This window comes from Dokdonia sp. (assembly GCF_039945015.1).
Classification (GTDB): domain Bacteria; phylum Bacteroidota; class Bacteroidia; order Flavobacteriales; family Flavobacteriaceae; genus Dokdonia.
In genome coordinates, this window is record NZ_JBDUXP010000015.1 from 173,680 (window position 1) to 198,380 (window position 24,701).

Consider the following 24,701-nt stretch of genomic DNA (forward strand, 5'->3'; position numbering starts at 1 on the left):
CTTTTTTGGGAATAATGTTACGTACGCTTTCGCGAAAGCGTATACCTTTTCTATAAAAAAATTACTGAATCAACTTCAAACTCTTATCATACAATCCAATCAAAAGACTATTCCCTTCATTGTCTATTCTGATGCCTCCATATTCGGCATTTTCATATTTCTCACCTTCGCCTTCTTGAAAGAAGAAAGACTCAGCTCCGATGTTCATACTCCAATCTGCTTTTGTATAATTGATGAGGTATTCGCCTTCGTTTTTTGGTGTTGTATGTGGTTGTAAACGTACTCTTTTAGCAACTCCCTTGGCATCCATAGTTACTACAATATAACCACGTTTAGGAATGTCGTCGTTATTTCTGTCTCTAGAGATTGCATAATTCAAAGTCATATAATCGCCTTGCATTAATGATCTAGGATCTACAGGCGCAAGTTCTAATAAAACAAGAGTTCCATCAGACAGTAACGTTTCTTTTTTTGTCATAGAGATATTAAAAAGCGCTAAGACAACCAATAAATTAATAAGTATGATGATCCATTTATACTTCTTCATGTGGTGTGCTTTTTTTAGTAATGAACAGATAAAAAATCAAGAAGAGTATACCTGATACAAATAGTATAATAGACTTCGTAAGTAAGGTATAATTAAGGTCATAATAGTATTGTGATATAAAATATATAAGTGCCGCAATACCTATAGCAACTCCTGTTTTGTAATTCACTAGAAAACATACTAGAATAATCAATAGAGCTCCAAGAATAGAAGGAGCAAAGACCGTAGAGAGTAACACCAGTATACTCAAAATATAGATCATTGTCTTCTTCTTTTGATCGTGAATTTTGAGTTGTTGCAAGATCTGATATACAAGGTAGACAACAATAATAGAGAATGCAATAGAAGAGATCCATATACTATTAGGAGAGGCTTCTATTAACCCTTTTTTCCCTAAAGCAATGAGCCCAAAAATCAAAGAGAATAGTAATCCACTACGTATAGGTCTATATAGCTTAGATAGTTTTAAACTCATCGTTATGAGTCTAGTTTCGTGCAACATTATATATGTAAAGAGAGCTGCCATACTAGCAGTATAGAGATGTATCAATGAATGATGATCGTTTGATAAAATCAATATAAGAAGACAAACACTTATTGTAATGACACTAACAAAGGATAGAATAAGCGTCTGATTGATTCCTAAGGTGAGTATCCCAATGCCTAACGAAATAAGTGCCATCGTGTTTATATCTAAGTTTAACTCGGCACATCCAAAATTAATAAGTAATAAACCAATAAGGTACATGGCTATACTCGTTGTTGTATGTACTACTTTATCGTAGGTTTTACTTATTCCTATAGCGCTTCCTAATAGTAGTACTCCAAAAATAATAAGTCCGCCGCCTGAGCTGAAAATCCCTGTGATAAAAAGAAACCCTATAAAAGCTAAACAGGCTAGAAACCCTCCTAAAATGGCAAGTGTTTTTATGGCAATTCCAGACTTGTTTTCTTCTTCTTTTTTATAGGCTTGAATAATCGCAGTGTCATCTGCTTGGAAATAGTCTCCTTCAGATTGCTGTACAGATGCGATGCACTCTTTTATATGTTCTTCGTTATGCATCTGTTTTCTTTTTTTGAAGATTGATTAAATTTTTAATCACAAAAGTGATACTAATGATAATAAAGAGACTTACAAGTAAAAGAACACCTCCATCTCCTTCGGTAGTATTAATCATAAAAGTTGCGATAATGATAATAATACTCAGCGGAATCACAGAGAGGTAAAATCCATTTTTCTGTTTTTGACCATAATACATCCCTATAGAATAGGCAGCTATTGTTAAGAAAAGTAATACAAAAAAGAAGGGATCATAATAATCATTATAACGATCTACAATGGCATTCAAGATCCCTAAAGTCGCAAAACTTACCATGGCGAGTACAAGTATATTGAGTAGCCAGATAGGAGCTTGATAAGTTTTTGAGAGTTTTGAACTCAGTAAGAATGCCACAAAGGGTATTGCGTTTACTACAAAGAGAAGGGTGCATACAAAAATAAAGGACCAGTCTTGTGCGACCTGTTCTGCATATAGAAATATGGTAGTGTTAATTAAAAGGAGGTATACAAGCCATAAAGGCCCATAATTAGCAATAATAGCCCAAACGGTAATTGCCATGGTCCAGCCTAAAAAAAAGTCATAGGCATTTGCTCCCGTTTGATATACTTGTCCAAAAACTGCAAATAAAACACCCACGAGTATAGAAGTTCCTGTGAGGATGATATTCTTGATATCAGGTTTTATTTTAGAAAAAACGACATAAATAGTTAAAATAATGATAAGCCCTTCTATGAGTCCTATCTTGATAAATTTATGTAAGTCAGCCCAATTATATGCAAAGAAAAATAAGATACCAGCTACCGTAAATCCTATCCCTAAGCTTATGAAAAACAATCTTAAAAAAGTATGCCAAGTTGTAACATCTGTATAAACACTTTTTTTAAGCGTCGTTTGAACTCCTTCTTCAGACCAATTGCTATGGCGACTTATCAAATGAATATCCTCTCTTTTTAATTTTGTCATATACTCTTTATATAGACAGAAAGGTACTATTTTCTTTTTAGTTCCTTTATGGTTTTAATCTGCTTGTACGGAATGACAAAGCATTCGGATTCCTTAATTTCTCTTTTATACGCTTTCGCGAAAGCGTATAATCTTAATTTGATCTATGAAGTAGTCTTGACTATTTTAAATAATAGGATATGATAAGTAGGCTATATATATAGTAATAGCTACTCCAATGATATATGCCACTATATTATAAGATATAATTAAACGTCGTTGAATGTTATATTTAATAAGACTGATGTTCTTTGTATTCATGGCAATTATTATAAGTCCTATGCATACAATTATAACTGTAAATATTAAAACGTCAGGAAGTTGTATATGATCAAATGCTATAAAAGAGAATAAAAAATAGGTGAATAAAAAATAAAAAAAAGAAGTCATGAGGATCCAACCTATTTTATTCCTTAGAAAAATTCCAATTGTCGGAATAAGTAAAAATATGATGGATTTAAAAAAAGGTGTTGAAATAATGATCTCAAATAAAGGAGTAATTCTATTATAATTTTCAGTAAGATTTAAATAATCTCGAGTATTAATAAAACCAAAAACAACACTAATAATGAACAAGGTAATAATCACTAACTGTATAATTAGCAATGTATAATTGGTATCTCTAGATATTATTTTCAATAGGATTCCTGTTTATTATAATCGAATTGTTTTATTGTTTCAAGAGCCATTCTTTAAATTCATAAAAATTGGTAGGATGTACACCGTGACCTACTGGAAATTCATTAAGTGTACTTTCTATACCTAAACCACTTAGATACCCAGGTGTCTTACGAGCAGCCTCTATAGGAATTACTTGATCTATGGTTCCGTGAGAATTATAGATGTTGAGGTGTGCATACGCAGCATTAGATTGTACATCAATGATATCTTCATTGATATAACCACTTAATCCAATTAAGTTTTTTACTTTTTCTGGATAGCTCAACGCTACGGCATAACTCAAAATAGTTCCTTGACTAAATCCTAGTAAGGTTACATTAAAAGGATCAAGATCATAAGCGTTTACAGCTTCGGTGATAAATTGCGAAATCAAATCTCTAGATACAATTGCTCCTTCATTATCAGAGGTTTTTACACCTTCATGATCTATAGTAATAGCATACCAAGCATTACCATAAGGTTGCATAGGCATAGGTGCTCTTGCTGAGATGATAAAGTAGTTTTCAGGGAGTTCTGTCGCAAAACTAAAAAGATCATTTTCATCACTCCCATATCCGTGTAGTAAGAGCAAAAGAGGTGCTTTACCAGCTCCCGTTTTTGTAGGTTTCTGAATGATATGTTCTAAAGATAGTGATTGCATGATATAGATATATTGATAATATAAAGATGTCTCATAATAAGGACATCTTTGTCGTTATTTTAGAGTATAAAAATAACAAGAATTAAATGCTTTTAAACCAATCTTGGAAAAACTTTCCTAGGATAGGAATCTCTTGTTTCTCACCTTTTAAAGCACCTACAAAGCCTATGACCCATAGTATAACAAGAGCAATTACAAACCCACTTATAAGTAGCATAGGAAACCCTATCCAATTTAAAATCGAAAGACCAGCAGATATGAGTGATAACCCTATCATATTACGTATATGATACGATACTAAATCACTTCTTTTAGAATTATTCATCACAATAGCTACGATAAGCCCAATCCAAGTTAAATAAGCAATAAAAGCGATTGTTTTGTTATCATTAAGTGATGTCATAATCTATATAGTGTATTAGTGAGTACTACAAATAGGACGCAGGAATCCCTATAAAGTTACTTATTCACACCAAATGATCTGTAAAGATTACTTAGCTGTAAACACTTTTTGATATAGATCACCTACCAATGGAATAGAGCGTGTATGACCTTGAAAAGCAGAAATGATTCCGTAGAGCCATAGAACAAAGAATACTATAAAAAAACCAATAGAAGCAGAAGGAATATCTAGCATACTCAATGGGATCATAATTAAGAAATAACTTAGCGTAAGCCCTAATGATTGCCTGATGTGAAAAGCTGCAAAAGGATTTTTAACTTCATTATTCATAAAATATGCAATGATCAATCCGACAAAAGTGATATACCCTAAAGCTGCTGCTGTCTTTCCTTCAAAGATGGTATTTTCATCCATATTACTTGAGTGTTATTTTTTGATTTGCAATGACTCCAAAGACGTGTCCTTTTAATTTTGCACCTAGGAAACTTGCATTTTTTGATTTTGATAAGATGTCGCTTTCGCTAAAAGTAGTACTCCCTTTTGTTGTAAATAATGTAAGATTTGCTTCTGAGTTTTTTTCGATAGGAAATGATTCTTTTGTAAAACGTTCACGTCCATTTGTTAATAATTGAACTGCTTTTTTCTCACTTACCAATGTAAGCAAAGCACTAAAAGTAGCTTCTTGAGAGATAGTGCCAAAATCAGCATTATCAAACTCTACTTGCTTGCGTTCTATATCTAACGGATTATGGTCACTTGTTACCATATCAATGGTTCCATCTTTTACTCCTGCGATAAGGGCTGTGACATCTTCTTGCGATCTAAGAGGAGGTAGTACTTTATAATTCGTATTAAAGTCTAGAAGTGCTTCATCAGTAAAGAATAAGTGATGTATAGTCACACTACAGCTTACATCCAGTCCTTTGTCTTTTGCTTCTTTGATAAGTTGTACAGAGGCTGCTGTAGATATGGTAGGGATATGAAGTCTTCCACCTGCATATTCCAGTATATGTAAATCTCTTGCTACTTGTAAACTTTCTGCAATGGCAGGAATTCCCTTAAGACCAATACGCGTACTTACAATACCTTCATTCATCTTCCCTGTTCCTGCAATCTTATTCTCTTGAGGGAAAGAGAGTACAAGGCCATTAAAACCTTGGGTGTATTGTAATGCTATTTTTAAAAGATTAGGATTGGTAATGGCACGTTGGTAATCTCCAAACGCAACTGCTCCGACTTGTTGCATATCATACAACTCGGCAAGATCTATGCTTTCACTATTTCGCGTAAGCGCACCTATAGGAAATAAACGAGAAGCCTGTCCTTCTCCCATTTTTGAGACAAAAGAAATGTCTGCACTTGTATCTAGAATAGGGTAGGTGTTAGGATTTAAAGCAACGCCTGTAAAGCCACTTTTTGCAGCAACATTAAGTCCGTTTGCGATGGTTTCTCTTTCTTCAAAACCAGGCTGTCCCATACTTACACTACTATCAAACCAACCTTGAGATACACATAAATGATCATCCTCTATGACCTGTTCTCCTTTTTCTGAAGAGAGTTTTTTTGCAATCTGAATAATGTTTCCATCCTTGATACGAATATCAACAGTAGTCCCGTGATGTGAACTTTTACTATCAATAACGGTGGCCGCTTTTATAAGTGCGTTCATTTAAGAAATTTTAAGATAAGCATTTCCAATACTAGGAATAACAGCGCAAAAATAACAAACCATTTCCAAAGTGACTGAATACTGTTTGCTTCTTTAAGACTATCAAATAATGTGGCGACAGATGAGTTGTAACTTACACCTTCTCTAGCTTCTAAACTTTGATATCGTAAAACACTCTCATCTCTGTTATAGTTATAACTTATCTGCTGTAAGATATTACCCTTGTTGAGTATATGATAAATTCCAGCTTTCTCAGGTTGCTCTTGCGTTGTAATAGTCACTTTATTTCCAAAAGTACGTTGCAAAGGAATCTGTGTTTTATCTGGGGTCTCTATGTTTGCAAGTGATAAAATCTCATCTTCTTGTAATATAACAGGAATATCATATGTATTTGAAATCCCATTGGTCACATATAGTCTTGGCAATGCAAGACTTTGTTTAGCCATATTGTATAGTGTAGGGACAATAAGCGGGGAGTTTTTAAAATTTGAATTCCCTGTATTTAGTCCGCCAGCAATGGCATATACTTTGTCTCTTCCAGTAATAAATGAACTTCCATCCTCAAAACGCAGGATAGATTCTCCATTAAGTAATGCAAATCCATTACTCACAGAAGGGTATTGAAAGTTTTTAATGCGATTATCAAACACGTTGTTATACAGAGGATGATCATAATTAATGGTCGTAACCAATCTAGGGTTCGTATATAACTCCCCCACTTGTATACCTCCTAATCTAGAAAGCAACGTATTATAATTGGATCTTTCTCCTTCTTTATGTAGTATAGATAAAACACTTCCACCATTGGCAACAAAGGTTGCTAATGCATTTGTAAGTGCTTGTGAAGGTGCTTTTACTTCATTTACAATGATAAAGTTGTAATCAGGGATTTTGCTATAATCTAGCGCGTTAATGGTTGCTGCTGTATATGCAAACTCAGGCGCTGTAAATATGCGAGACAAAAACTCTTGATCCCCTTCATTAATAGATAATACCTTAATCGCCTTTACAGTATTGTTATTAAAATACAAGGTGTTGTCAAAGGTTAATAAAGGATCATCTATTGTAATTCTCCCTTTAAAATCTGCTTGATTATCAATATCAAACTCAACCTGTGTTTCTATTGCTTCGTTAAAAGAGGCAGTAGCTTTGGCAATAAGTTGCTCTCCATTATACAAGGAGATAGGTACGTTGGTCTCTCTACGTTCTTGTGTAGAAAGCTGTGCGATTAACTTTAACTTATTTGCTTCTGTATTTACGGGGTATACAGAATCTATAGCAACGTTATTTTCAATAACAGGACGTAATTGCACATAATGTAAAGAGACATCATCTATATCTATAGCTTGCTTTTCTCCTTTATCTTGAAAATCAGAGATGACAATCAATCTTTTTTCGGTAGCTGGGTTTGAAGAAAATTCTTTTTGTGCTTTTAATGCGATCGCTCCAGCCGAAAGTTGCTCAGACGTATATGGTAACTGTAATAGATCGTTTCTAGTATTTTCTATAGAAATATCCTTGTACGTCTCAGTATTGGTAAGTAGTGTAAAAGTTTCTTCTTCGGGAATATTTACAATAAGATCTTGTAGTGCTTGCTTAAAGAGTTGTCCAGAAGCTCCTTTTGCTTGCATACTAAAAGAGTTATCTAGATAGATAACCGTTTCCTTTTCCTTGGTAGCACTATCACTTTGAGTAAAAAAAGGTTGTGCAAATGCTAAGACAATCATAGCAATAGCTCCTAGTCGAGTGAGTAATACCAACCACTTTTTGATGGTATTGCTTTTTCGAGTTTGCATACTTATTTGCTTAAGAAAAGCCACATTTGTGAAGTCTTCTTTCTGAAATTTACGAAGCTGAAATAAGTGAACGAGTATAGGAATGATTAGTAAGAGTAGGGCGTAAAGTAATTCTGGATGTCTAAACTGCATTCCTTTGAAAAGGTTTTGTCAAAAGTAGGAAAAAAAGGAATGCGTAGAAAAGATTTAAGACAGGAAACCTATAGTTTTAAGTCTATCTTAAGAGTTTGTGGATTTTTACGCTTTCGCGAAAAGAACTAAAGTCATCTCGACAGTAGGAGAGATCGCACAAGAAGCTCAATTTTGAGTTTAGTTTTCTGTACTGAAACCTTCTCATTAGTTATGCAATTTCTCGTTCCTTATACCACGTTCTTTCGAAATGACCAATTATCTTGATTCTTGTGGTGAAGCAATCCAGAGTCATCTCGACGGTAGGGAGAATTTTATAAAATAGTGCATAGAAAATAGAGTAGCATGCTAAAATAGAGTAATACTCTATTTTTAGAATTAATAGTTTTGAAGCTAGCAACTATTTTAAAACCCTTCAAAAGCACCTAATCCAAAGAGTGCAAAGTCGTATTTTACAGGATCGATAGAATCTAACTTACGTAGAGATGCATCTAGTTCGGCGAGGGATTTTGCGTCATTTTGCTTTCGCGAAAGCAATCTTAACTTTCTTCCCACATTTCCCGTGTGTACATCTAGAGGACAAGAGAGGAGTGATGGGGAGATGTTTTTCCAAATCCCAAAGTCAACACCAGCCTTGGCATCTCTCACCATCCATCTTAAAAACATATTGATACGCTTTGCTGCCGAGTTACGCAACGGATCACTCACATGTTTTTGAGTTCGTTGCTGATGTGGTACTTCAAAAAACACCTTTTTAAAATGAGAAATTGCAGGTTGTAATCCTTCTTTTGTAATGCCTGACGCAAAAAGCGTTTCTAGACCTTGATGATTGTGATAGATGTTTTGTAACGCACGAACAAATGTTTCAAGATCAATGGCATTAAATGTACGATGTACAAACCCTGTAAATAACTCCGCTTGATCTGGATGGTAATTAAGGATAAACTCATAAGGAGCATTTCCCATGATGTCCATGAGTTTTGTAGCATTAGTGATAATGCTTTTACGATTTCCCCATGCAATAGTCGCTGTGAGAAATGCTGCAATCTCAATATCTTCTTTTTTTTCAAACCTATGTGGTATCTGGATAGGATCATGTGGGATAAAATCTGGACGCTCATATTGAGCTGCTTTTTCATCCAGAAAACCCTTAAGTTCTTTTTTATTCACGGTCAAATGTATAAGAGTAAAAACCATCTTTTAGATCATTAGTACGCATTTGTGGAACTTCTCTAAAGTAAGCTTTAAAATCAGTAAGCTGTTGTAGTTGTATACATGGAAGTTCGCAATCTCCTGTCGCCCAAAAGAAATCAATGTTTGTAGGTGTATTTATTTTTAAATTTCCTTCTTGATGTGTAGTATAGACGGCCTGTGTATGTTTTGTCTGAGGATGTGGTGTTATGAGATATTCTGGAGTAAATACAGATAAGCTTAACTGAAATTCATTTCCTGTAAGATTGTTAAGATTAAGTGGGATAAATAAAGGAATAGCAATAGCAACCGTAGCAAGTGTAAGCCCAACTTTAATAACTTTTTCTTTTGTAATAAAGATGGTTGCTACAATAAGTGATAGCAACATAAAAAAACCAAAAAAGAAACGATATTGAGGTGAAGTAAACCACAAAAGTACTAATTGAATTGTACTAATTATATAGAGTATCGTTACTGGTTTTTTATAAGTAGATTTCCAAATAATAAATGGGAAAATAAGAAGAACTCCACACATGGCGGTATTAAATATGCCATGAAGTTTTGGGAGTTTAAACCAGTGAATAATTCGCTGGATATGAGTGCTGTTTTCGTATTCGGTTGGAGTTAAGAAAAATGCATAATGCTTGGTAGTTTCTACTAAGTATTCTTGTAGTGGTAATGGTAAAAGCCAATCTACATCTGTCAATCTGAAACTCGCAATGGGATATAATGGATATCCTGTAATGATGCTATTTTTAATAACAAAAAGGATAAAAGCAATACTAGAAATAATACTTAACTTGACTATATCTTTACGTATTTTTTTGTGATCCCTTATGTATAATATAATAGGGAATAGGATGATAAAAACAGCCGTAACCTTTATGAAAATTGCAAACACACCTAAAATAAATAAGGTAAGATAACTCGCTTCATTTTTAGAAGAGTGCTGTTTTATAAATTCACCAAAAATCACAAGGGTTAATATATAAATAGGCAAATCTGGAGAGGGAGCACTTATAAATTGAAACAAGAACACATTAAAAATTGGGAACAATCCTATTATTAAAAAGTGCTTTTTTCCTTTTTTGAAGTATGTATTTAATGCGTCAAGCGCATATAAATTTCCTGCGATGAGGTAAAATCCATTAATGTCATTAAGTATATTTGATAGCATATCTAGATTGAGTGCACTTTGTAAAATATGCCACCCTGATGTTTGCCCTAGGAAAAAATGAAAATTAGCAAGTCCTTTTACATATCCATAGGTGTCAAGCCATTTGATAGTTTGAATATAATAGGATTCGTTATCAATAATATATGGTGCGCTAGCACATTGTGCGGCTGCAAAAAAGATAATAATGATCCAGAGAGTTTTGAGATAGATGGGGAGTGTTTTTATTTTCGCTTTAAGCGAAAGAAGAAATTCCCAATACTCCTTTCTTTTCCATATACCTATTATACTAGTGATTACTAGAAGAGTACTTTCAAAATATCCATGTAATCCATAGAATATGGCCCAGATACCCGCAATCATAGTTGTTGCAAACCCTCCTATCAATAAGGTGATTACTGGATGTGTGTTTTGTAATTTACATAATGCTTGAAAACCTATTCCTAAGATACTTGTGATCAAAAAAAGATAGCACCAGTATGTAAATACAACTAGCATATTATTGAGTTACAAAAGATCCATCAACCATGGTTAACTTACGGTCAGCCATATCTGCTAGCTCTTCATTATGTGTTACAATGATAAGGGTTTGATCAAACTCATCCCGAAGTTTAAAAAATAACTCATGAAGGTTTTCTGCACTTTCTGTATCTAGGTTTCCAGAAGGTTCATCGGCAAGAATAAGTGAAGGCTTATTGATGAGTGCTCTCGCCACAGCAACACGTTGTTGTTCTCCGCCAGATAGTTCGCTAGGTTTATGATTATATCGCTGTGATAATCCTAAAAAATCTAATAATTCTTTGGCTCTAGCTTCGACTTCGGCTTTTGGTGTTTTTGCAATATATGCTGGGATACATACATTTTCTATAGCTGTAAATTCAGGTAGTAATTGATGAAATTGGAAAATAAATCCCAGATGTTGATTCCTGAATTTGCTCAGTTCTTTTTGATTAAAATGTAATAAAGACTGATTGTTGATTCCTAAGAATGCACTTTCATTAGTATCTGGTGTATCAAGTGTGCCTAATATTTGTAGTAAGGTTGTTTTACCAGCACCACTTGGGCCTACTATAGAAACAACTTCTCCTTTTTTTATAGTAAGTGATACATCTTTTAATACTTGAAGATCACCGTATGATTTTGAAATATGTTTTGCTGTTACCATTCCTTCTATTTACGAAGTGAAAGTACTACAATATATCACATCAAACAATCTGGTTAGGAAGTCTTTTTAAAGATTCCTTTTACATTGTTATAATCTATAAAATATGTGACACGTAAGGATACGGTATGTTGTATAGGTTGATCAAAAAGATTGCCAAGGCTTTCTCTATAGCCAAGTTCCGATTGATTATCACTATTAAAAATTTGATTACGATATAGTAATGTCGCTTCACTTCCAGGTGCAAATCTCCAACGAAAACTTAAGTCCATATTCCAGATATTAAAATTGGCATTTGGATCTCTTCTCACGGTTGTGTCATAATCATCTATCTGAGTCCTAGTTCCATCATCGTTTAAGATATAGAAGACATTACTACTATGATCTGCAACACTCCAAAAATTACGTAATCGTAAGTCAATCGCTTTATATGGATCAAAATTATAACTAGCACTGATGGTATTTTCAAACGAAGTTACATCTCTAAGTCCCAGAAAAACTTCGGTATCTGTATTGTCTACCCACCCAAAATTGTCTTTACGAGTACTGTAATCTGAAGAAAGGATTAAAAGGAATTTATCAGAAAAACGATATCTAGGAGAGAAGCTAATATTGTAGTTTACTTGATCTTGATTACCGGTCCAAACACGTGTACTCCCTCTTAAATCAAAAGCAAACTTCTTTCTGAAATCGGTAGAGATAAAGCCACCGCCACCCCAATTAGGCTCAAAAATAACAAAACGACCAGCAACTCTAGGTTCAAAATAATCATTGTTACGAGTATTGTAACTTGTGTTTGCTCCAAAAGCAAAACGTTTCTTTGTGAAGAAAAAGGAGTTTAATCTAAAACTATTTCTAGTTTCTACACTGGGATCATATAAACGTTGATGCCTTGCTGTAAAATCAATACGATATCCATTAAATATTCCTTCAGGTTGTATAAGTTGGTAAGAACCTCCTACAACAAAATTGTTAAAATTGTTTCTGAAATTAAGACCTAGATCATTAATATCAAGCTTTGTGTTTGCAAAATCATGGCCAATGCGATAACGCCATTTTCCTTTAATTTTAAAAAGATCAAGTTCAGATTGAAACCCAGTGGTGAGCTCTCCTAATGTGCGTACATTACTTAAGATAGCTCTTCCCGAAGCTCTAAAGTTATTTCCTTTATCTGCTACATCAAATACAGCTCCAGTAACATTTGCATCTCTAAATCGACTACCACTTCGTATCACACTTGTATTGATAAGAGATACAGAAGAGTTTTGATTAAACTGTTGATCAAGTACAAAAACATTATAATTTGTTAGTGGTTCAATCACTACTTCTCTACGGTCTCCAGTAATAGTATCTCTGATATCTGCAAATGTTCTTTCTGATACTGAATTTAAAAAGCCGACTCCTAATCCATTTTTAGTACGACCAGATATTTTTAAAGAGTTTATGAGTTTTACATTCCCGGGAAGATCGATGACCTCTTCATTTTCTGCTAGATCTCCTACACTCCCTGATGGACTTCCTCCAATACGTCTAGAAAAAAAGATTCTCCCTTTTTCAAAAAGATCAATACCTTCTGTAAAGAAAGGTCTATTCTCTCCAAATGTTTGTTCAAAAGGGCCTAAATTAAGTCTTACATTATCAAAAGCTACTTGTCCAAAATCAGGAATTAACTGTGCATCTAGTGTAAAACTATCACTTAACCCATACTTAATATCTAAACCTCCAGCAAAGTCTGTTTCGTTTTCCCCATCAAATGTTACTGTTTGCGCTTGCGCGAAAGGGAAAAATGTCAAACGTACTGGGGGATCAATATTTTCAACACCTTTTACAAGGCCGTTGTATTGTGTATCACGTCCTACACCACGTTCAATACGATTCCAAGTATGTGTTTCATTTTTACCTAAAAGTCTACGATAAAAATTAACACTCCAGTTTTGAATAGCTACTTCAGGAAAACGCAATGCATTATATGGAATACGATATTCTGCATACCATCCTTTTTCATCTCGGGATACACGACATTCAAAAACAACATTAAAACCAAAATCACGATCATTTTGAGTAACACGTTGATCTCCAATAGTCCCAGCGCTAGTTACATAAAAACGAGTTTCATTAATTCCATCATTATATGTATTAAGGGCAACAACAAAATTATCGGCTTGTGCAAATACTTCATCTCTCTGACTAAATTGACTAGGGATTAAATCTGGCTCAGGATCATATAAATATGCAGCAATATATACCGCCTTGTCATCATATGCCATTTTTACTTCAGTACGTAAGTCTTCAGGTATAACACCTTCATTACCTGGCTCAAACATATGAAAATCACCATAAGCTGTAAGTTGTTCCCATACAGCATCGTCTAAGACACCATCAATTTTTGGAGGAGTCGTAATTCGAGTAGCAGTAAGCTCTTTTGTTTGAGCAAAAACGGATAATTGTGTTAGTAAGACAAGAATAAATAAAAATACGTTCAACCCCTTAGACATAGTAATAGTATCATTTTAAAAATGCAAATCTAAAGGTGTATATAGGATGATTATACTAATTAAAAGTTAAAAAGAAAGACAGCTTAGTTAACAAAAAAGTATCTTTGAAAAAAAGGAGAAATAATTGCTGAATATATTGGATTATGGCATATAAGAAATTTGAAGAATATAGTATTGAAGTAACAGAAGGAATCAAAAAGAATTTTGAATCTATCATAGATGACTTAGGAGAAGATACCAAAAGAGAAGGTATTTTAAAAACTCCTGAAAGAGCAGCAAAAGCGCTACAATTCCTTACTTCTGGTTATGATACAGATGCAGCTTCTATTCTAAAAGGAGCAATGTTTAAAGAAGATTATGACGACATGGTAATTGTAAAAGACATAGAGTTGTATTCTTTATGTGAACACCATATGTTACCTTTTTTTGGAAAAGCACATATCGCTTATATTCCTAATGGTCATATTGTTGGGTTAAGTAAACTTCCTCGTATAGTAGATGTGTTTTCAAGACGTCTACAAGTACAAGAACGATTAACACACGATATTCTAGAGTGTATAAATAATACATTAAAACCTAAGGGAGTGGCGGTAGTTATAGAAGCTTCGCATATGTGTATGATGATGCGTGGTGTTCAAAAACAAAATTCTACAACGACAACATCTGGCTTTAGAGGACAATTTGAAAAGATTGAAACTCGCACAGAATTTCTTAAATTGATAAGCTCAAGTTTGTCTTAATGTAGTACTACTCCATATATAATTGTGCTTGGCACAGGTATTGCTTTAAACAAAAGTGTTATATTTAGTACAATTATGAGTAAATACAAATTATTAGTTATAGGTCTAGTCATAGACAGTATAGGTGTTTTGACATCAAGTTGGATACTTCCTATTGTAGGTGATTTTGCAGATATCGTATGGGCGCCCTTTACTGCATGGCTTATGATAAAGATGTATAAAGGAAACGCAGGTAAAATTGCTGGAGCAGCCACTTTTATAGAAGAATTACTTCCAGGCATAGATATTATTCCTTCTTTTACCTTGATGTGGTTATACACGTATCTAATAGCAAAAAAAGGAGTAGATAAAAAAGAAGAAGAAAGTGATATTATTGATATTACTTAAATAGGTCCATGCCAGGTATATTAGGCATTCCTTCTTTAGCAACAGCAGCCATTTCTGTATCGTGTATACTTTGAGCCTTTTCTAATACTTTATTAAGTGTTAAAATAAGGTAATCTTCAAGTTGTTCTTTATCCTCCAAAAGTTCTTCCGAAATTTGAACTTCTTTAACACGTCCATTTGCAGTTGCCGTTATTTTAAGAAGTCCATCGCTGGATTGTTCGTCTAAAAGAACTGTTTTAAGGCGTTCTTTTGTAGATTCAGCTTTTGCTTTAGCCTCTTGGAGTTTTCCCATAAGACCCATCATATCTCCAAACATAATTTTGTATTTTTAAATTAGAATAGTACACCTAAAAGTAGATGAATAATTCTTCGCCAAATTTACTTAATTTATTCTGATCCAATAAAGAAGATTATTTTTTATTAGATGTATCTGTAGATTTTAATTTTAAACGTTTTGCATCTTTAAGACTCTTACTAATCATCCATTCTAATTGCCCATTAACACTGCGAAACTCATCTTCAGCCCATTTTTCAATGGCCTTAAAGGTTTCAGGGTCAATGCGTAAAACAAAAGATTTTTTCTTGCTCAATCTAACTTATTATTAATTAATGTAATGTTCCTGTATTAATGACTGGTATTGCTTCTTTGTCTCCACAAAGTACAACCATAAGATTACTTACCATAGAAGCTTTTTTATCTTCATCAAACTCAACAATATTATCTTCAGCAAGTTTTCCAAGTGCATCTTCTACCATGCCAACAGCACCTTCTACTATTTTCTTGCGAGCTGCTACAATAGCCACAGCTTGTTGCCTTTTAAGCATAGAATTTGCAATCTCAGGAGCATAAGCAAGATATCCTATACGTGCTTCCATAACTTCAATTCCAGCAATACTTAAACGCTCTGTTATTTCATTTTCTAAAGCTTCATTAACTTCATCCATTCCAGATCGCAAGGTAAGCTCTGCTTGTGCATCATCAAAATTATCATATGGATATGATCCTGCTAATTTTCGAACAGCAGCATCTGTTTGTACACGTACAAATTCTTCATAACGATCTACATCAAATGCAGCTTTAAAGGTATCATTTACTTTCCAAACAAGGATAACATTAATCATAATTGGGTTCCCTATTTTATCATTTACCTTAACACGCTCACTATCAAAATTTCTTGCACGAAGTGATATTTTCTGTCTAGAATAAAATGGATTTGTCCAAAAAAAGCCATTTTCTCTTACAGTTCCTTTATAAGCTCCAAAAAGCACCATGACTTTTGAACTGTTGGGATTCACTGTAAAAAAACCTCGCATAATGATAAAGAGTATTGGTAGGAATAATAGAAATTCAGCATTTTTAGTGTATATAATTCCGAATAATAATACTGCAATTAATACTAAGACTATTATAAGAACTAAGTAACCATTGGTCGACTTTATGTTTTTTTCGTTTTTCATAAGTGATATCATTTTGATACTATAATAGTACTAAATATTTTTTATTTGTTACACTTTTTTTAATTATTTTTTATTTTAAAGAAAAAAACAGTTTCATTCTTTATACGTAAAACAAGTATATTTGAGAAGTCACTTATTAAATTGAGATTCACTGAATCTGTAAATAAAGTATGAAAAAAATAGTTCCCCTATTATTGCTTACCCTTATTTTTGTATATAGTTGTAATCAAAAAGACACAAGAACGTTGACAAAAAATACTATTCCTCCAAAAGCCGAAAAGAAACCTGTAAACTTAGAAAAACACGGTGATATACGTGTCGATGATTATTTCTGGATGAAAGAACGAGACCATCCAGAAGTGGTTGACTATCTGGAGCGTGAGAATGATTATTATAATAAGCTTACAGAACATACAAAGGAATTTCAAGCTGAATTGTTCAAAGAAATGAAAGCACGTATCAAAGAAGACGATGCTTCGGTTCCTTTTAAAAATAATGGCTATTGGTATTATACACGTTATGAGACTGGAAAGGACTATCCTATTTTTTGTAGAAAAAAGGATTCATTAGATACAGCCGAAATTGTTGTTTTTGATAATAATGAGATGGCAAAAGGCCATTCTTATTTTAATCAAGCTGGATATTCAATTTCAGAAGATAATACGATAGCAGCTTTTGGTGTTGACGTGGTAAGTAGACGTAAATATACCTTACAATTTAAAGATCTCAAGACAGGTGATTTACTTCCAGAAAGGATTGAAAATACAACGGGGAGAGCTGTCTGGACAAATGATAATAAGACAGTATATTATACAAGAAAAGATGAAGAGACATTACGTTCTAATCAAATATTTAAGCATGTATTAGGAACACCCCCAGAAGATGATGTACTAGTTTTTCAAGAAGATGATGAGACCTATAATATTTTTGTATACAAAACAAAATCAAAGAAGTTTATTATTATAGGATCGGGGAGTACACTTACTACGGAATATCAAATTGCATCTGCAGAGGATGGAACAAGTGACTTTAAGATGTTCCAAAAAAGAGAGCGTGGTTTAGAATATAGTATCGCACATTATGGAGAAGATTTTTATATCCTCACAAATAAAGATAAGGCGACTAATTTTAAGTTAATGAAAGCTTCAGAAACAGCTACAGAAAAAGAGAATTGGACAGAAGTAATACCACATAGAGATGAGGTGCTTCTTGAAGATATCGATATTTTTAAAGATTTCTTAGTGATTAGTGAGCGTTCTAATGGACTTAATAAAATACGTATTACACGTTGGGATGAAACAGCAGATTATTATTTGCCATTTGATAATGAGACATATACGGCCTTTCCTACAGCAAATATTGATTTTGATACAGAAATATTGCGTTATGCTTATAATGCATTAAATACACCAAGTTCTGTTATAGATTTTAATATGGTAACCAAGGAAAAAGAGATTAAGAAAGAACAAAAAGTTCTTGGTGGAGATTTTAAGAAAGAAAACTATGTGATGGAACGTATCTGGGCAACTGCTCGAGATGGAGTGAAAGTACCAGTATCTATCATTTATCATAAGGACACTAAGAAAAATGGAAAAGCACCATTATTACAATATGCTTATGGAAGTTATGGAAGTACAATAGATCCTTCGTTTTCTACAATACGACTAAGTTTACTTAATCGCGGATTCATTTATGCAATTGCACACATTCGTGGAGGTGAATATTTAGGTCGTCAGTGGTATGAAGACGGGAAACTTCTTAAAAAGAAAAATACATTTACAGATTTTATAGATGTATCAAAACATTTAATAGATTCTAAATATACCTCTTCAGATCATTTATATGCTTCTGGAGGCTCTGCTGGAGGGTTATTAATGGGAGCTGTGGTTAATATGGCACCAGAATTGTATCATGGGATTATAGCAGCTGTCCCATTTGTAGATGTGGTAACGACAATGCTAGACGACTCTATCCCTTTAACAACAGGGGAGTATGATGAATGGGGAAACCCAAACACGAAAGAATATTATGACTATATGAAGAGTTATAGCCCTTATGATAACGCTTTCGCGAAAGCGTACCCTAATATATTTGTAACTACAGGATACCATGATAGTCAAGTACAATATTGGGAGCCTGCAAAATGGGTGGCAAAGCTAAGGGAATATAATACAAGTGAAAATCAAATACTCTTTTATTGTGATATGGATGCAGGGCACGGAGGTGCTTCAGGAAGATTTGAAGCATTAAAAGAGATTGCAAAAGATTATGCATTCCTATTAGATTTAGAAAATATCAATAAATAATTAAAAAAATATAGTACTTTTGTCCCGATTTGAGTATTGATTTTAACCAGGAATAAACTCAATATCTAACTTATACTTATGGCTGATCAACTTCACGTTTATGATAATGTATTACAACTTATAGGTAATACCCCTCTTATCAAGCTGAACAGAATAACTAAAGATTTTGATGGAGACTTTTATGCAAAAGTAGAAGCTTTTAATCCAGGTCACTCTTCCAAAGATCGTATAGCACTTCATATTATTGAAGAAGCAGAACGTAATGGAGTTTTAAAACCTGGAGATACTATCATAGAAACTACCTCTGGTAATACTGGATTTAGTATTGCTATGGTAAGTATTATTAAAGGTTACGAATGTATTCTTGCAGTAAGTTCAAAATCATCTCCTGATAAAATAGATGCACTTAAGGCAATGGGAGCAAAGGTATATGTGTGTCCAGCTCATGTGAGTGCAGATGATCCACGTTCTTATTATAGCGTAGCAAAACGTCTACACGAAGAAATGAAAGGATCTGTATATATCAATCAGTATTTTAATGAGTCAAATATAGATGCTCATTTTAATACTACTGGACCAGAAATATGGAATCAAACAAAAGGAGAGATAACACACCTTATTGCTTGTAGTGGTACAGGAGGTACTATTTCTGGAACAGCACGTTTTTTAAAATCTCAAAACCCAAATATTAAAGTAATTGGAGTAGATGCTTATGGATCTGTGATTCAGAAATATCATGAAACTAGAGAATTTGATTCAAGTGAAATTTACCCATATAGAATAGAAGGGTTAGGTAAAAACTTAATACCTACAGCTACAGATTTTGATGTAATAGACACTTTTGTAAAGGTATCTGATGAAAGTAGTGCGCATACAGCGAGAGAAATAGCTCAAACAGAAGGATTGTTTGTTGGCTATACAAGTGGTGCAGCTATTCAGGGATTAAAACAACTAGCAGCTCAAGGAGAATTTGATAGTACAAGTAAAGTAGTTGTTATTTTTCCAGATCACGGAAGCAGGTATATGAGTAAAGTGTTCAGTGATAAATGGATGCGTGATCAAGGATTTTTTGATAGCAAGCATATGGAAGAAGTACAAACAATAGAATATATAAAATAACTCATATAATGAGTGCAAATTATATTAAAAAACTCCTACATATTGTAGGAGTTTTTTTGTGTTTAAACATCAGCTGATTATAATTATTGAATTAGGTCAGCATTTATTATTTATGTAGTTTTGCATTTCGTTTGAAAATTTGAATATGAAGGACTTATTTGATAAGATATACAAGGATAAAGGACCATTAGGGAAATGGGCATCAGTAGCAGAAGGTTACTTTGTTTTTCCTAAACTAGAAGGACCTATTTCTAACCGTATGGGATTTCAAGGAAAGGAAGTAATTACATGGAGTGTAAACGATTATTTAGGACTAGCTAACCGTCCAGAGGTACGTGAAGTTGATGCTCAAGCTGCAGCAGACTATGGAAGTGCTTATCCTATGGGAGCTAGAATGATGAGTGGTCATACAAGTCTTCATGAACAATTACAAAACGAACTCGCAGCCTTTGTAAGTAAAGATGCTGCATATCTCTTAAATTTTGGATATCAAGGAATACTTTCTACAATTGATGCTTTGGTAGGAAAAGACGATGTAATCGTATATGATGTAGATACACATGCCTGTATTATAGATGGTGTGCGTTTGCATATGGGTAAACGATTTACCTATAAGCATAATGATATGGAAAGTATCGAAAAAAACCTTGAACGTGCAACAAAAATGGCAGAACAAACTGGAGGAGGTATTCTAGTTATTTCTGAAGGAGTTTTTGGAATGAGAGGAGAGCAAGGAAGACTTAAAGAAATTATAGCTCTTAAGAAAAAATATAATTTTCGTTTGCTTGTAGATGATGCTCATGGTTTTGGTACTCTTGGAGCTACTGGGGCAGGAGCTGGAGAAGAACAAGGTGTGCAAGATGATATAGATGTTTACTTTGCTACGTTTGCAAAATCTATGGCAAGTACAGGTGCTTTTATTGCTGCCGACCAAGGAATCATTGATTATTTAAAATATAACCTACGCTCTCAAATGTTTGCAAAATCATTGCAAATGCAATTAGTCGTAGGAGCGCTTAAGCGTCTAGATATGTTACGTACTATGCCAGAACTTCGTGAGAAGCTATGGGAGAATGTAAATGCATTGCAAGGAGGTTTAAAAGAAAGAGGGTTTGATATAGGAACAACTCAGAGTTGTGTGACTCCAGTATATCTAAAAGGAAGTATTCCAGAAGCAATGGCTCTTGTAAAAGATTTACGTGAGAATCATGGTGTATTCTGTTCTATTGTAGTGTATCCAGTAATACCAAAAGGGCTTATTCTTTTACGTATGATCCCTACAGCATCACATACACTTACAGATGTAGAAGAAACACTAACTGCATTTGAAGCTATTAGAACACGTCTTGAGAATGGAACTTATAAAAGACTGTCTGCTGGTGTTGAAGCAGCACTAGGCTCTTAAAATAGACATAACAAAACATAAGAAAGCCGGTTCTAAAAAAGAACCGGCTTTCTTATGTTTTAAAAATAGAAAACCCTTCATTTCTGAAGGGTTTTACGCACTAATATAACTAAGATTTATAGGTCTATCGTAAACGATCCACAGATTTTACGAGATCCTCATCGCGCTTAATTGCCTTATTTGCTAAGGCTAGTAAAACGATAGAAATAAGCGGAATGATCATTCCAATACCCTTCTCAAGAACCGCCGTTCCTCCGGATAAGATTTGTGATCGATACACCAATACACCTAATAAAACAAAGTTTAATAAAATAGTCAGTCGTCCTAAAACAAACTGATTTTGTCTTTTTTTGTATAAAAATATGATACCTAATGATAAAAGCGCACTTAAAATAAACATTCCAATAATTAATATGTCATCTTTTGCCCAAACCGCATTACCGTCGGTATCTGAATAGAGACTAAAAATAAATGGTAAACCTATAGAAACTCCAGCAGCTAATGCTAAATAAATGGATTGTATGCGTTGTATCACGTTCTAATTTATAAACTTGAACTGCAAAAATAAGTTTCTTTTGTGAGTTATTTAGAAAAGTTTAAAAATAAAATTGTATCATTGTAATGTAATAACGTAATAAGCTCTCCGCCTGTTATTTTGTTACTAGTTTATTTATCGATTTCTTCTTTCGATATATTTTCAAAAATCACCCAATTATTAATTCACTCTAGTTACTAGATGTTTGACATTTCAGAATTAAAAGCAAAAAAACTTCCTGAGTTACAGGAAATCGCAAAAGGTATTAAGGTTCCTAAGTTTAGGACTTTAAAGAAATTAGATTTAGTCTATAAGATTTTAGACGTACAAGCGGCAGAGCCTGAGAAGGTTGCTAGTACCACAGTTGCTAAAACCGTCACGACTGAAGCTTCTAAACCAGCAGCGCCAAAATCAGAAACTCCTAAACCTGCAAGTGCTGATGTGCCCAAGAAAAAGGAAACTACTGATTCTCAAAATAAACCTACTCGAGATAAGCCACAACGAGCACGTACTCAGAAGCCTAAAACAAATAGGCCTGCAGAGACGACTCATAAAGATTCTCATAAAAAAGAAGAGGTTAAGTCTAACAACGATACGAATAATAGAGGTAAAGAAAAAAGTGCAGATGCTCCTACACAAGAACAAAAAGAGCAAAAGCCTCGCGATCATCAAAAAGATAATCGTCACAATAACCAGAATAATCGTAATCAGAACAACAATCGCAACCAGAATAATAACCGGAATCAGAATAATAACCGAAACCAGAATAATAACCGTAATAACGGGAATGGTAACAAGGATAGCCGTAACCGCTACCGTGAACCAGATTTTGAGTTTGAAGGTATTATAGAAAGTGAAGGTGTTCTAGACATTATGCAAGATGGTTATGGATTTTTACGATCATCAGATTATAATTACTTAGCATCTCCAGATGATATATATGTATCACAATCTCAAATTCGTTTATTTGGATTAAAAACAGGAGATACAGTACTTGGAGTAATACGCCCTCCTAAAGAAGGGGAGAAGTATTTTCCGCTGATTAAAGTTTCAAAGATTAATGGACTTAGTCCTAATATCGTAAGAGATAGAGTATCTTTTGAGCATTTAACTCCTTTATTTCCTACTGAAAAATTTAATATAGCAGAGCGACAATCTAGCATCTCTACACGAGTGATGGATATGTTTGCGCCTATAGGAAAAGGACAACGTGGGATGATTGTATCACAACCTAAAACAGGTAAAACGATGTTACTTAAGGATGTGGCAAATGCAATTGCTGCAAATCACCCTGAAGTGTATCAAATGATTCTTCTTATAGATGAACGCCCTGAGGAAGTAACAGACATGCAACGTAATGTAAAAGGAGAGGTTGTAGCCTCTACTTTTGATAAAGAAGCGCATGAGCATGTAAAAGTGGCAAACATTGTACTTGAAAAAGCAAAACGCCTTGTAGAGTGTGGTCATGATGTAGTGATCTTATTAGACTCTATTACACGTCTAGCACGTGCTTATAATACCGTACAACCAGCTTCAGGAAAGATACTTTCTGGAGGGGTAGATGCAAATGCATTACACAAACCAAAACGTTTCTTTGGAGCGGCTCGTAATATAGAAAATGGAGGGTCACTTACCATTATTGCAACAGCACTTACAGAAACTGGTTCAAAAATGGACGAAGTAATCTTTGAAGAATTCAAAGGAACGGGTAATATGGAATTACAATTGGATCGTAATATATCCAACCGACGTATTTTCCCTGCAATTGACCTTACTTCTTCAAGTACACGTCGTGATGATCTATTACATTCTAAAGATACAAGTCAACGTTTATGGGTACTTCGTAAATACCTTGCCGATATGAATCCAGTAGAAGCTATGGAGTTTATGAGTGATCGTATTAAGAGTACACGTAACAATGAAGAATTCTTGATTTCTATGAATCAATAATTTCAATTATATCATATAAAAAATCCTTTCAGTAATGAGAGGATTTTTTTGTTATACGCTTTCGCGAAAGCGTACTTAATATTAAAACTATTAAGATTGATTGGTTAGTCTTCTTCTAGTAAATCTGGTCTGCGCTCTTTGGTGTGTTGGTATGCTTGCTCTTCGCGCCAAGCTTCTATTTTTGGAAAATTACCACTGGTCAATAATTCTGGAACTTTCCATCCTTTATACTCAGCAGGACGCGTATAGATAGGTGGGGCAAGTAGTCCATCCTGAAAACTGTCCGTTAGTGCCGAAGTTTCGTTACCAAGAACACCAGGGATTAACCGTATAATTGCATCACATAATATCAAAGCGCCTAATTCTCCTCCACTTAATACATAATCACCTACAGAGATTTCTTTTGTAATAAAGTGATCACGCACACGCTGATCTACACCTTTGTAATGCCCGCAAAGAATAATGATGTTCTTTTTAAGAGACATTGTATTTGCCATTCCTTGATTAAGTGTTTCTCCGTCAGGAGTCATGTAAATAACTTCATCGTACTCACGTTCGGACTTAAGTTTTGAAATACACTTATCTATAGGTTCTATCATCATCACCATGCCAGCGCCTCCTCCAAATTGATAATCGTCAATTTGTTTGTAGTTGTCTGTCACATAGTCTCTAAGATTGTGAAACTGAACATCAACAAGCCCTTTCGCAATAGAACGTTGCATAATAGAAGCCTCAAAAGGACTTTTAAGTAAATCTGGAACAACAGTAATAATATCTATGCGCATGTAAAAATTTGCTTATTGTTATTTTGTATTAATGCTTATGTATTAGCAATAAATGCTATTATTATG

The 24,701-nt window shown here is 34.0% G+C and carries 24 protein-coding genes; 6 read left to right on the plus strand and 18 right to left on the minus strand.

What is annotated here, in order from left to right:
* Positions 1-61: 61 nt before the first annotated feature.
* From ABJD27_RS11610 to ABJD27_RS11670, 13 genes are all read right to left on the minus strand, one after another.
* Positions 62-547 carry a GDYXXLXY domain-containing protein gene (locus tag ABJD27_RS11610; protein ID WP_348166821.1) on the minus strand — a complete coding sequence of 162 codons (486 nt, stop codon included), beginning with the start codon at positions 545-547 and terminating at the stop codon, positions 62-64.
* Complete coding sequence (locus tag ABJD27_RS11615; protein WP_348166824.1) at positions 534-1,610, minus strand: DUF4401 domain-containing protein; 1,077 nt, start codon at positions 1,608-1,610, stop codon at positions 534-536. The genes ABJD27_RS11610 and ABJD27_RS11615 overlap by 14 nt, the downstream gene beginning before the upstream one ends.
* Positions 1,603-2,571 (minus strand): DUF2157 domain-containing protein, encoded by a 969-nt coding sequence (locus ABJD27_RS11620; protein WP_348166827.1) that lies wholly within the window; start codon positions 2,569-2,571, stop codon positions 1,603-1,605. Before ABJD27_RS11620 ends, ABJD27_RS11615 begins: the two co-directional genes overlap by 8 nt.
* A 165-nt stretch (positions 2,572-2,736) precedes the next feature.
* Positions 2,737-3,249 carry a hypothetical protein gene (locus tag ABJD27_RS11625; RefSeq protein WP_348166830.1) on the minus strand — a complete coding sequence of 171 codons (513 nt, stop codon included), beginning with the start codon at positions 3,247-3,249 and terminating at the stop codon, positions 2,737-2,739.
* Positions 3,250-3,280: 31 nt separating this feature from the next.
* Positions 3,281-3,931 (minus strand): alpha/beta fold hydrolase, encoded by a 651-nt coding sequence (locus ABJD27_RS11630; protein WP_348166833.1) that lies wholly within the window; start codon positions 3,929-3,931, stop codon positions 3,281-3,283.
* An 82-nt stretch (positions 3,932-4,013) separates the two neighbouring features.
* Positions 4,014-4,334: a hypothetical protein gene (locus tag ABJD27_RS11635; protein WP_348166836.1), complete on the minus strand. Its 321-nt coding sequence runs from the start codon at positions 4,332-4,334 to the stop codon at positions 4,014-4,016.
* A gap of 87 nt (positions 4,335-4,421) precedes the next feature.
* Positions 4,422-4,748, minus strand: a complete 327-nt coding sequence (locus ABJD27_RS11640; RefSeq protein WP_348166839.1) for a hypothetical protein — start codon at positions 4,746-4,748, stop codon at positions 4,422-4,424.
* Between the two features lies 1 nt (position 4,749).
* Positions 4,750-6,003, minus strand: a complete 1,254-nt coding sequence (locus ABJD27_RS11645) for a dihydroorotase (protein WP_348166842.1) — start codon at positions 6,001-6,003, stop codon at positions 4,750-4,752.
* Positions 6,000-7,931, minus strand: a complete 1,932-nt coding sequence (locus tag ABJD27_RS11650) for a BatA domain-containing protein (protein WP_348166845.1) — start codon at positions 7,929-7,931, stop codon at positions 6,000-6,002. The genes ABJD27_RS11645 and ABJD27_RS11650 overlap by 4 nt, the downstream gene beginning before the upstream one ends.
* A 402-nt stretch (positions 7,932-8,333) precedes the next feature.
* Complete coding sequence (locus ABJD27_RS11655; RefSeq protein ID WP_348166847.1) at positions 8,334-9,098, minus strand: TIGR02757 family protein; 765 nt, start codon at positions 9,096-9,098, stop codon at positions 8,334-8,336.
* Positions 9,091-10,791, minus strand: a complete 1,701-nt coding sequence (locus tag ABJD27_RS11660; protein WP_348166850.1) for a hypothetical protein — start codon at positions 10,789-10,791, stop codon at positions 9,091-9,093. The genes ABJD27_RS11655 and ABJD27_RS11660 overlap by 8 nt, the downstream gene beginning before the upstream one ends.
* 1 nt (position 10,792) lies before the next feature.
* Positions 10,793-11,458, minus strand: a complete 666-nt coding sequence (locus tag ABJD27_RS11665; protein WP_348166853.1) for an ABC transporter ATP-binding protein — start codon at positions 11,456-11,458, stop codon at positions 10,793-10,795.
* 53 nt (positions 11,459-11,511) lie between these two features.
* Positions 11,512-13,950 carry a DUF5916 domain-containing protein gene (locus ABJD27_RS11670; RefSeq protein WP_348202043.1) on the minus strand — a complete coding sequence of 813 codons (2,439 nt, stop codon included), beginning with the start codon at positions 13,948-13,950 and terminating at the stop codon, positions 11,512-11,514.
* Between the two features lie 143 nt (positions 13,951-14,093).
* Here ABJD27_RS11670 and folE point away from each other — a divergent pair, with 143 nt between their 5' ends.
* Both folE and ABJD27_RS11680 read left to right on the plus strand, forming a co-directional pair.
* Positions 14,094-14,690 carry a GTP cyclohydrolase I FolE gene (folE, locus tag ABJD27_RS11675; protein WP_348166859.1) on the plus strand — a complete coding sequence of 199 codons (597 nt, stop codon included), beginning with the start codon at positions 14,094-14,096 and terminating at the stop codon, positions 14,688-14,690.
* A 75-nt stretch (positions 14,691-14,765) separates the two neighbouring features.
* Positions 14,766-15,077, plus strand: coding sequence for a hypothetical protein (locus tag ABJD27_RS11680; RefSeq protein ID WP_348166862.1), 312 nt, complete (start codon positions 14,766-14,768; stop codon positions 15,075-15,077).
* Here the strand turns inward: ABJD27_RS11680 and ABJD27_RS11685 are convergent.
* From ABJD27_RS11685 to ABJD27_RS11695, 3 genes are all read right to left on the minus strand, one after another.
* Positions 15,070-15,393 carry a YbaB/EbfC family nucleoid-associated protein gene (locus tag ABJD27_RS11685; protein ID WP_348166865.1) on the minus strand — a complete coding sequence of 108 codons (324 nt, stop codon included), beginning with the start codon at positions 15,391-15,393 and terminating at the stop codon, positions 15,070-15,072. The two genes, ABJD27_RS11680 and ABJD27_RS11685, sit on opposite strands and share 8 nt — an antisense overlap.
* Positions 15,394-15,487: 94 nt before the next feature.
* A complete protein-coding gene (locus tag ABJD27_RS11690) occupies positions 15,488-15,667 on the minus strand; it encodes an Arc family DNA binding domain-containing protein (protein ID WP_348166868.1) in 180 nt (59 codons plus the stop codon).
* Between the two features lie 16 nt (positions 15,668-15,683).
* Positions 15,684-16,535 carry an SPFH domain-containing protein gene (locus ABJD27_RS11695; protein WP_348166871.1) on the minus strand — a complete coding sequence of 284 codons (852 nt, stop codon included), beginning with the start codon at positions 16,533-16,535 and terminating at the stop codon, positions 15,684-15,686.
* A 170-nt stretch (positions 16,536-16,705) separates the two neighbouring features.
* Here ABJD27_RS11695 and ABJD27_RS11700 point away from each other — a divergent pair, with 170 nt between their 5' ends.
* From ABJD27_RS11700 to ABJD27_RS11710, 3 genes are all read left to right on the plus strand, one after another.
* Positions 16,706-18,841, plus strand: a complete 2,136-nt coding sequence (locus ABJD27_RS11700; protein ID WP_348166874.1) for a S9 family peptidase — start codon at positions 16,706-16,708, stop codon at positions 18,839-18,841.
* A 78-nt stretch (positions 18,842-18,919) separates the two neighbouring features.
* Positions 18,920-19,960 carry a cysteine synthase family protein gene (locus ABJD27_RS11705; RefSeq protein ID WP_348166877.1) on the plus strand — a complete coding sequence of 347 codons (1,041 nt, stop codon included), beginning with the start codon at positions 18,920-18,922 and terminating at the stop codon, positions 19,958-19,960.
* 145 nt (positions 19,961-20,105) lie between these two features.
* Entirely contained in the window at positions 20,106-21,365 is a 1,260-nt protein-coding gene (locus tag ABJD27_RS11710) for an aminotransferase class I/II-fold pyridoxal phosphate-dependent enzyme (RefSeq protein ID WP_348166880.1), read from the plus strand.
* Between the two features lie 124 nt (positions 21,366-21,489).
* Here ABJD27_RS11710 and ABJD27_RS11715 read toward each other — a convergent pair whose 3' ends face one another.
* The gene (locus ABJD27_RS11715; protein WP_348166883.1) at positions 21,490-21,900 is read right to left on the minus strand and encodes a DUF4293 domain-containing protein; all 411 of its coding nucleotides are present in this window, start codon (positions 21,898-21,900) and stop codon (positions 21,490-21,492) included.
* A gap of 201 nt (positions 21,901-22,101) precedes the next feature.
* On the opposite strand from ABJD27_RS11715, the gene rho reads away from it, so the two are divergent.
* A complete protein-coding gene (gene rho, locus ABJD27_RS11720) occupies positions 22,102-23,850 on the plus strand; it encodes a transcription termination factor Rho (RefSeq protein WP_348166886.1) in 1,749 nt (582 codons plus the stop codon).
* 104 nt (positions 23,851-23,954) lie between these two features.
* Here rho and trmD read toward each other — a convergent pair whose 3' ends face one another.
* The gene (gene trmD, locus ABJD27_RS11725) at positions 23,955-24,635 is read right to left on the minus strand and encodes a tRNA (guanosine(37)-N1)-methyltransferase TrmD (RefSeq protein WP_348166888.1); all 681 of its coding nucleotides are present in this window, start codon (positions 24,633-24,635) and stop codon (positions 23,955-23,957) included.
* Between the last annotated feature and the right edge of the window lie 66 nt (positions 24,636-24,701).

Excerpts from the sequence above, each read along its gene's own strand:
- ABJD27_RS11645 (WP_348166842.1), bottom strand. The coding sequence starts at position 6,003 with ATGAACGCACTTATAAAAGCGGCCACCGTTATTGATAGTAAAAGTTCA.
- rho (WP_348166886.1), top strand. The coding sequence starts at position 22,102 with ATGTTTGACATTTCAGAATTAAAAGCAAAAAAACTTCCTGAGTTACAG.
- ABJD27_RS11660 (WP_348166850.1), bottom strand. The coding sequence starts at position 10,791 with ATGCTAGTTGTATTTACATACTGGTGCTATCTTTTTTTGATCACAAGT.
- trmD (WP_348166888.1), bottom strand. The coding sequence starts at position 24,635 with ATGCGCATAGATATTATTACTGTTGTTCCAGATTTACTTAAAAGTCCT.
- ABJD27_RS11610 (WP_348166821.1), bottom strand. The coding sequence starts at position 547 with ATGAAGAAGTATAAATGGATCATCATACTTATTAATTTATTGGTTGTC.
- ABJD27_RS11615 (WP_348166824.1), bottom strand. The coding sequence starts at position 1,610 with ATGCATAACGAAGAACATATAAAAGAGTGCATCGCATCTGTACAGCAA.
- ABJD27_RS11695 (WP_348166871.1), bottom strand. The coding sequence starts at position 16,535 with ATGAAAAACGAAAAAAACATAAAGTCGACCAATGGTTACTTAGTTCTT.
- ABJD27_RS11665 (WP_348166853.1), bottom strand. The coding sequence starts at position 11,458 with ATGGTAACAGCAAAACATATTTCAAAATCATACGGTGATCTTCAAGTA.
- ABJD27_RS11710 (WP_348166880.1), top strand. The coding sequence starts at position 20,106 with ATGAAGGACTTATTTGATAAGATATACAAGGATAAAGGACCATTAGGG.
- ABJD27_RS11630 (WP_348166833.1), bottom strand. The coding sequence starts at position 3,931 with ATGCAATCACTATCTTTAGAACATATCATTCAGAAACCTACAAAAACG.
- ABJD27_RS11705 (WP_348166877.1), top strand. The coding sequence starts at position 18,920 with ATGGCTGATCAACTTCACGTTTATGATAATGTATTACAACTTATAGGT.
- ABJD27_RS11685 (WP_348166865.1), bottom strand. The coding sequence starts at position 15,393 with ATGTTTGGAGATATGATGGGTCTTATGGGAAAACTCCAAGAGGCTAAA.
- ABJD27_RS11700 (WP_348166874.1), top strand. The coding sequence starts at position 16,706 with ATGAAAAAAATAGTTCCCCTATTATTGCTTACCCTTATTTTTGTATAT.
- ABJD27_RS11640 (WP_348166839.1), bottom strand. The coding sequence starts at position 4,748 with ATGGATGAAAATACCATCTTTGAAGGAAAGACAGCAGCAGCTTTAGGG.
- ABJD27_RS11680 (WP_348166862.1), top strand. The coding sequence starts at position 14,766 with ATGAGTAAATACAAATTATTAGTTATAGGTCTAGTCATAGACAGTATA.
- ABJD27_RS11650 (WP_348166845.1), bottom strand. The coding sequence starts at position 7,931 with ATGCAGTTTAGACATCCAGAATTACTTTACGCCCTACTCTTACTAATC.
- ABJD27_RS11670 (WP_348202043.1), bottom strand. The coding sequence starts at position 13,950 with ATGTCTAAGGGGTTGAACGTATTTTTATTTATTCTTGTCTTACTAACA.
- ABJD27_RS11635 (WP_348166836.1), bottom strand. The coding sequence starts at position 4,334 with ATGACATCACTTAATGATAACAAAACAATCGCTTTTATTGCTTATTTA.
- folE (WP_348166859.1), top strand. The coding sequence starts at position 14,094 with ATGGCATATAAGAAATTTGAAGAATATAGTATTGAAGTAACAGAAGGA.
- ABJD27_RS11620 (WP_348166827.1), bottom strand. The coding sequence starts at position 2,571 with ATGACAAAATTAAAAAGAGAGGATATTCATTTGATAAGTCGCCATAGC.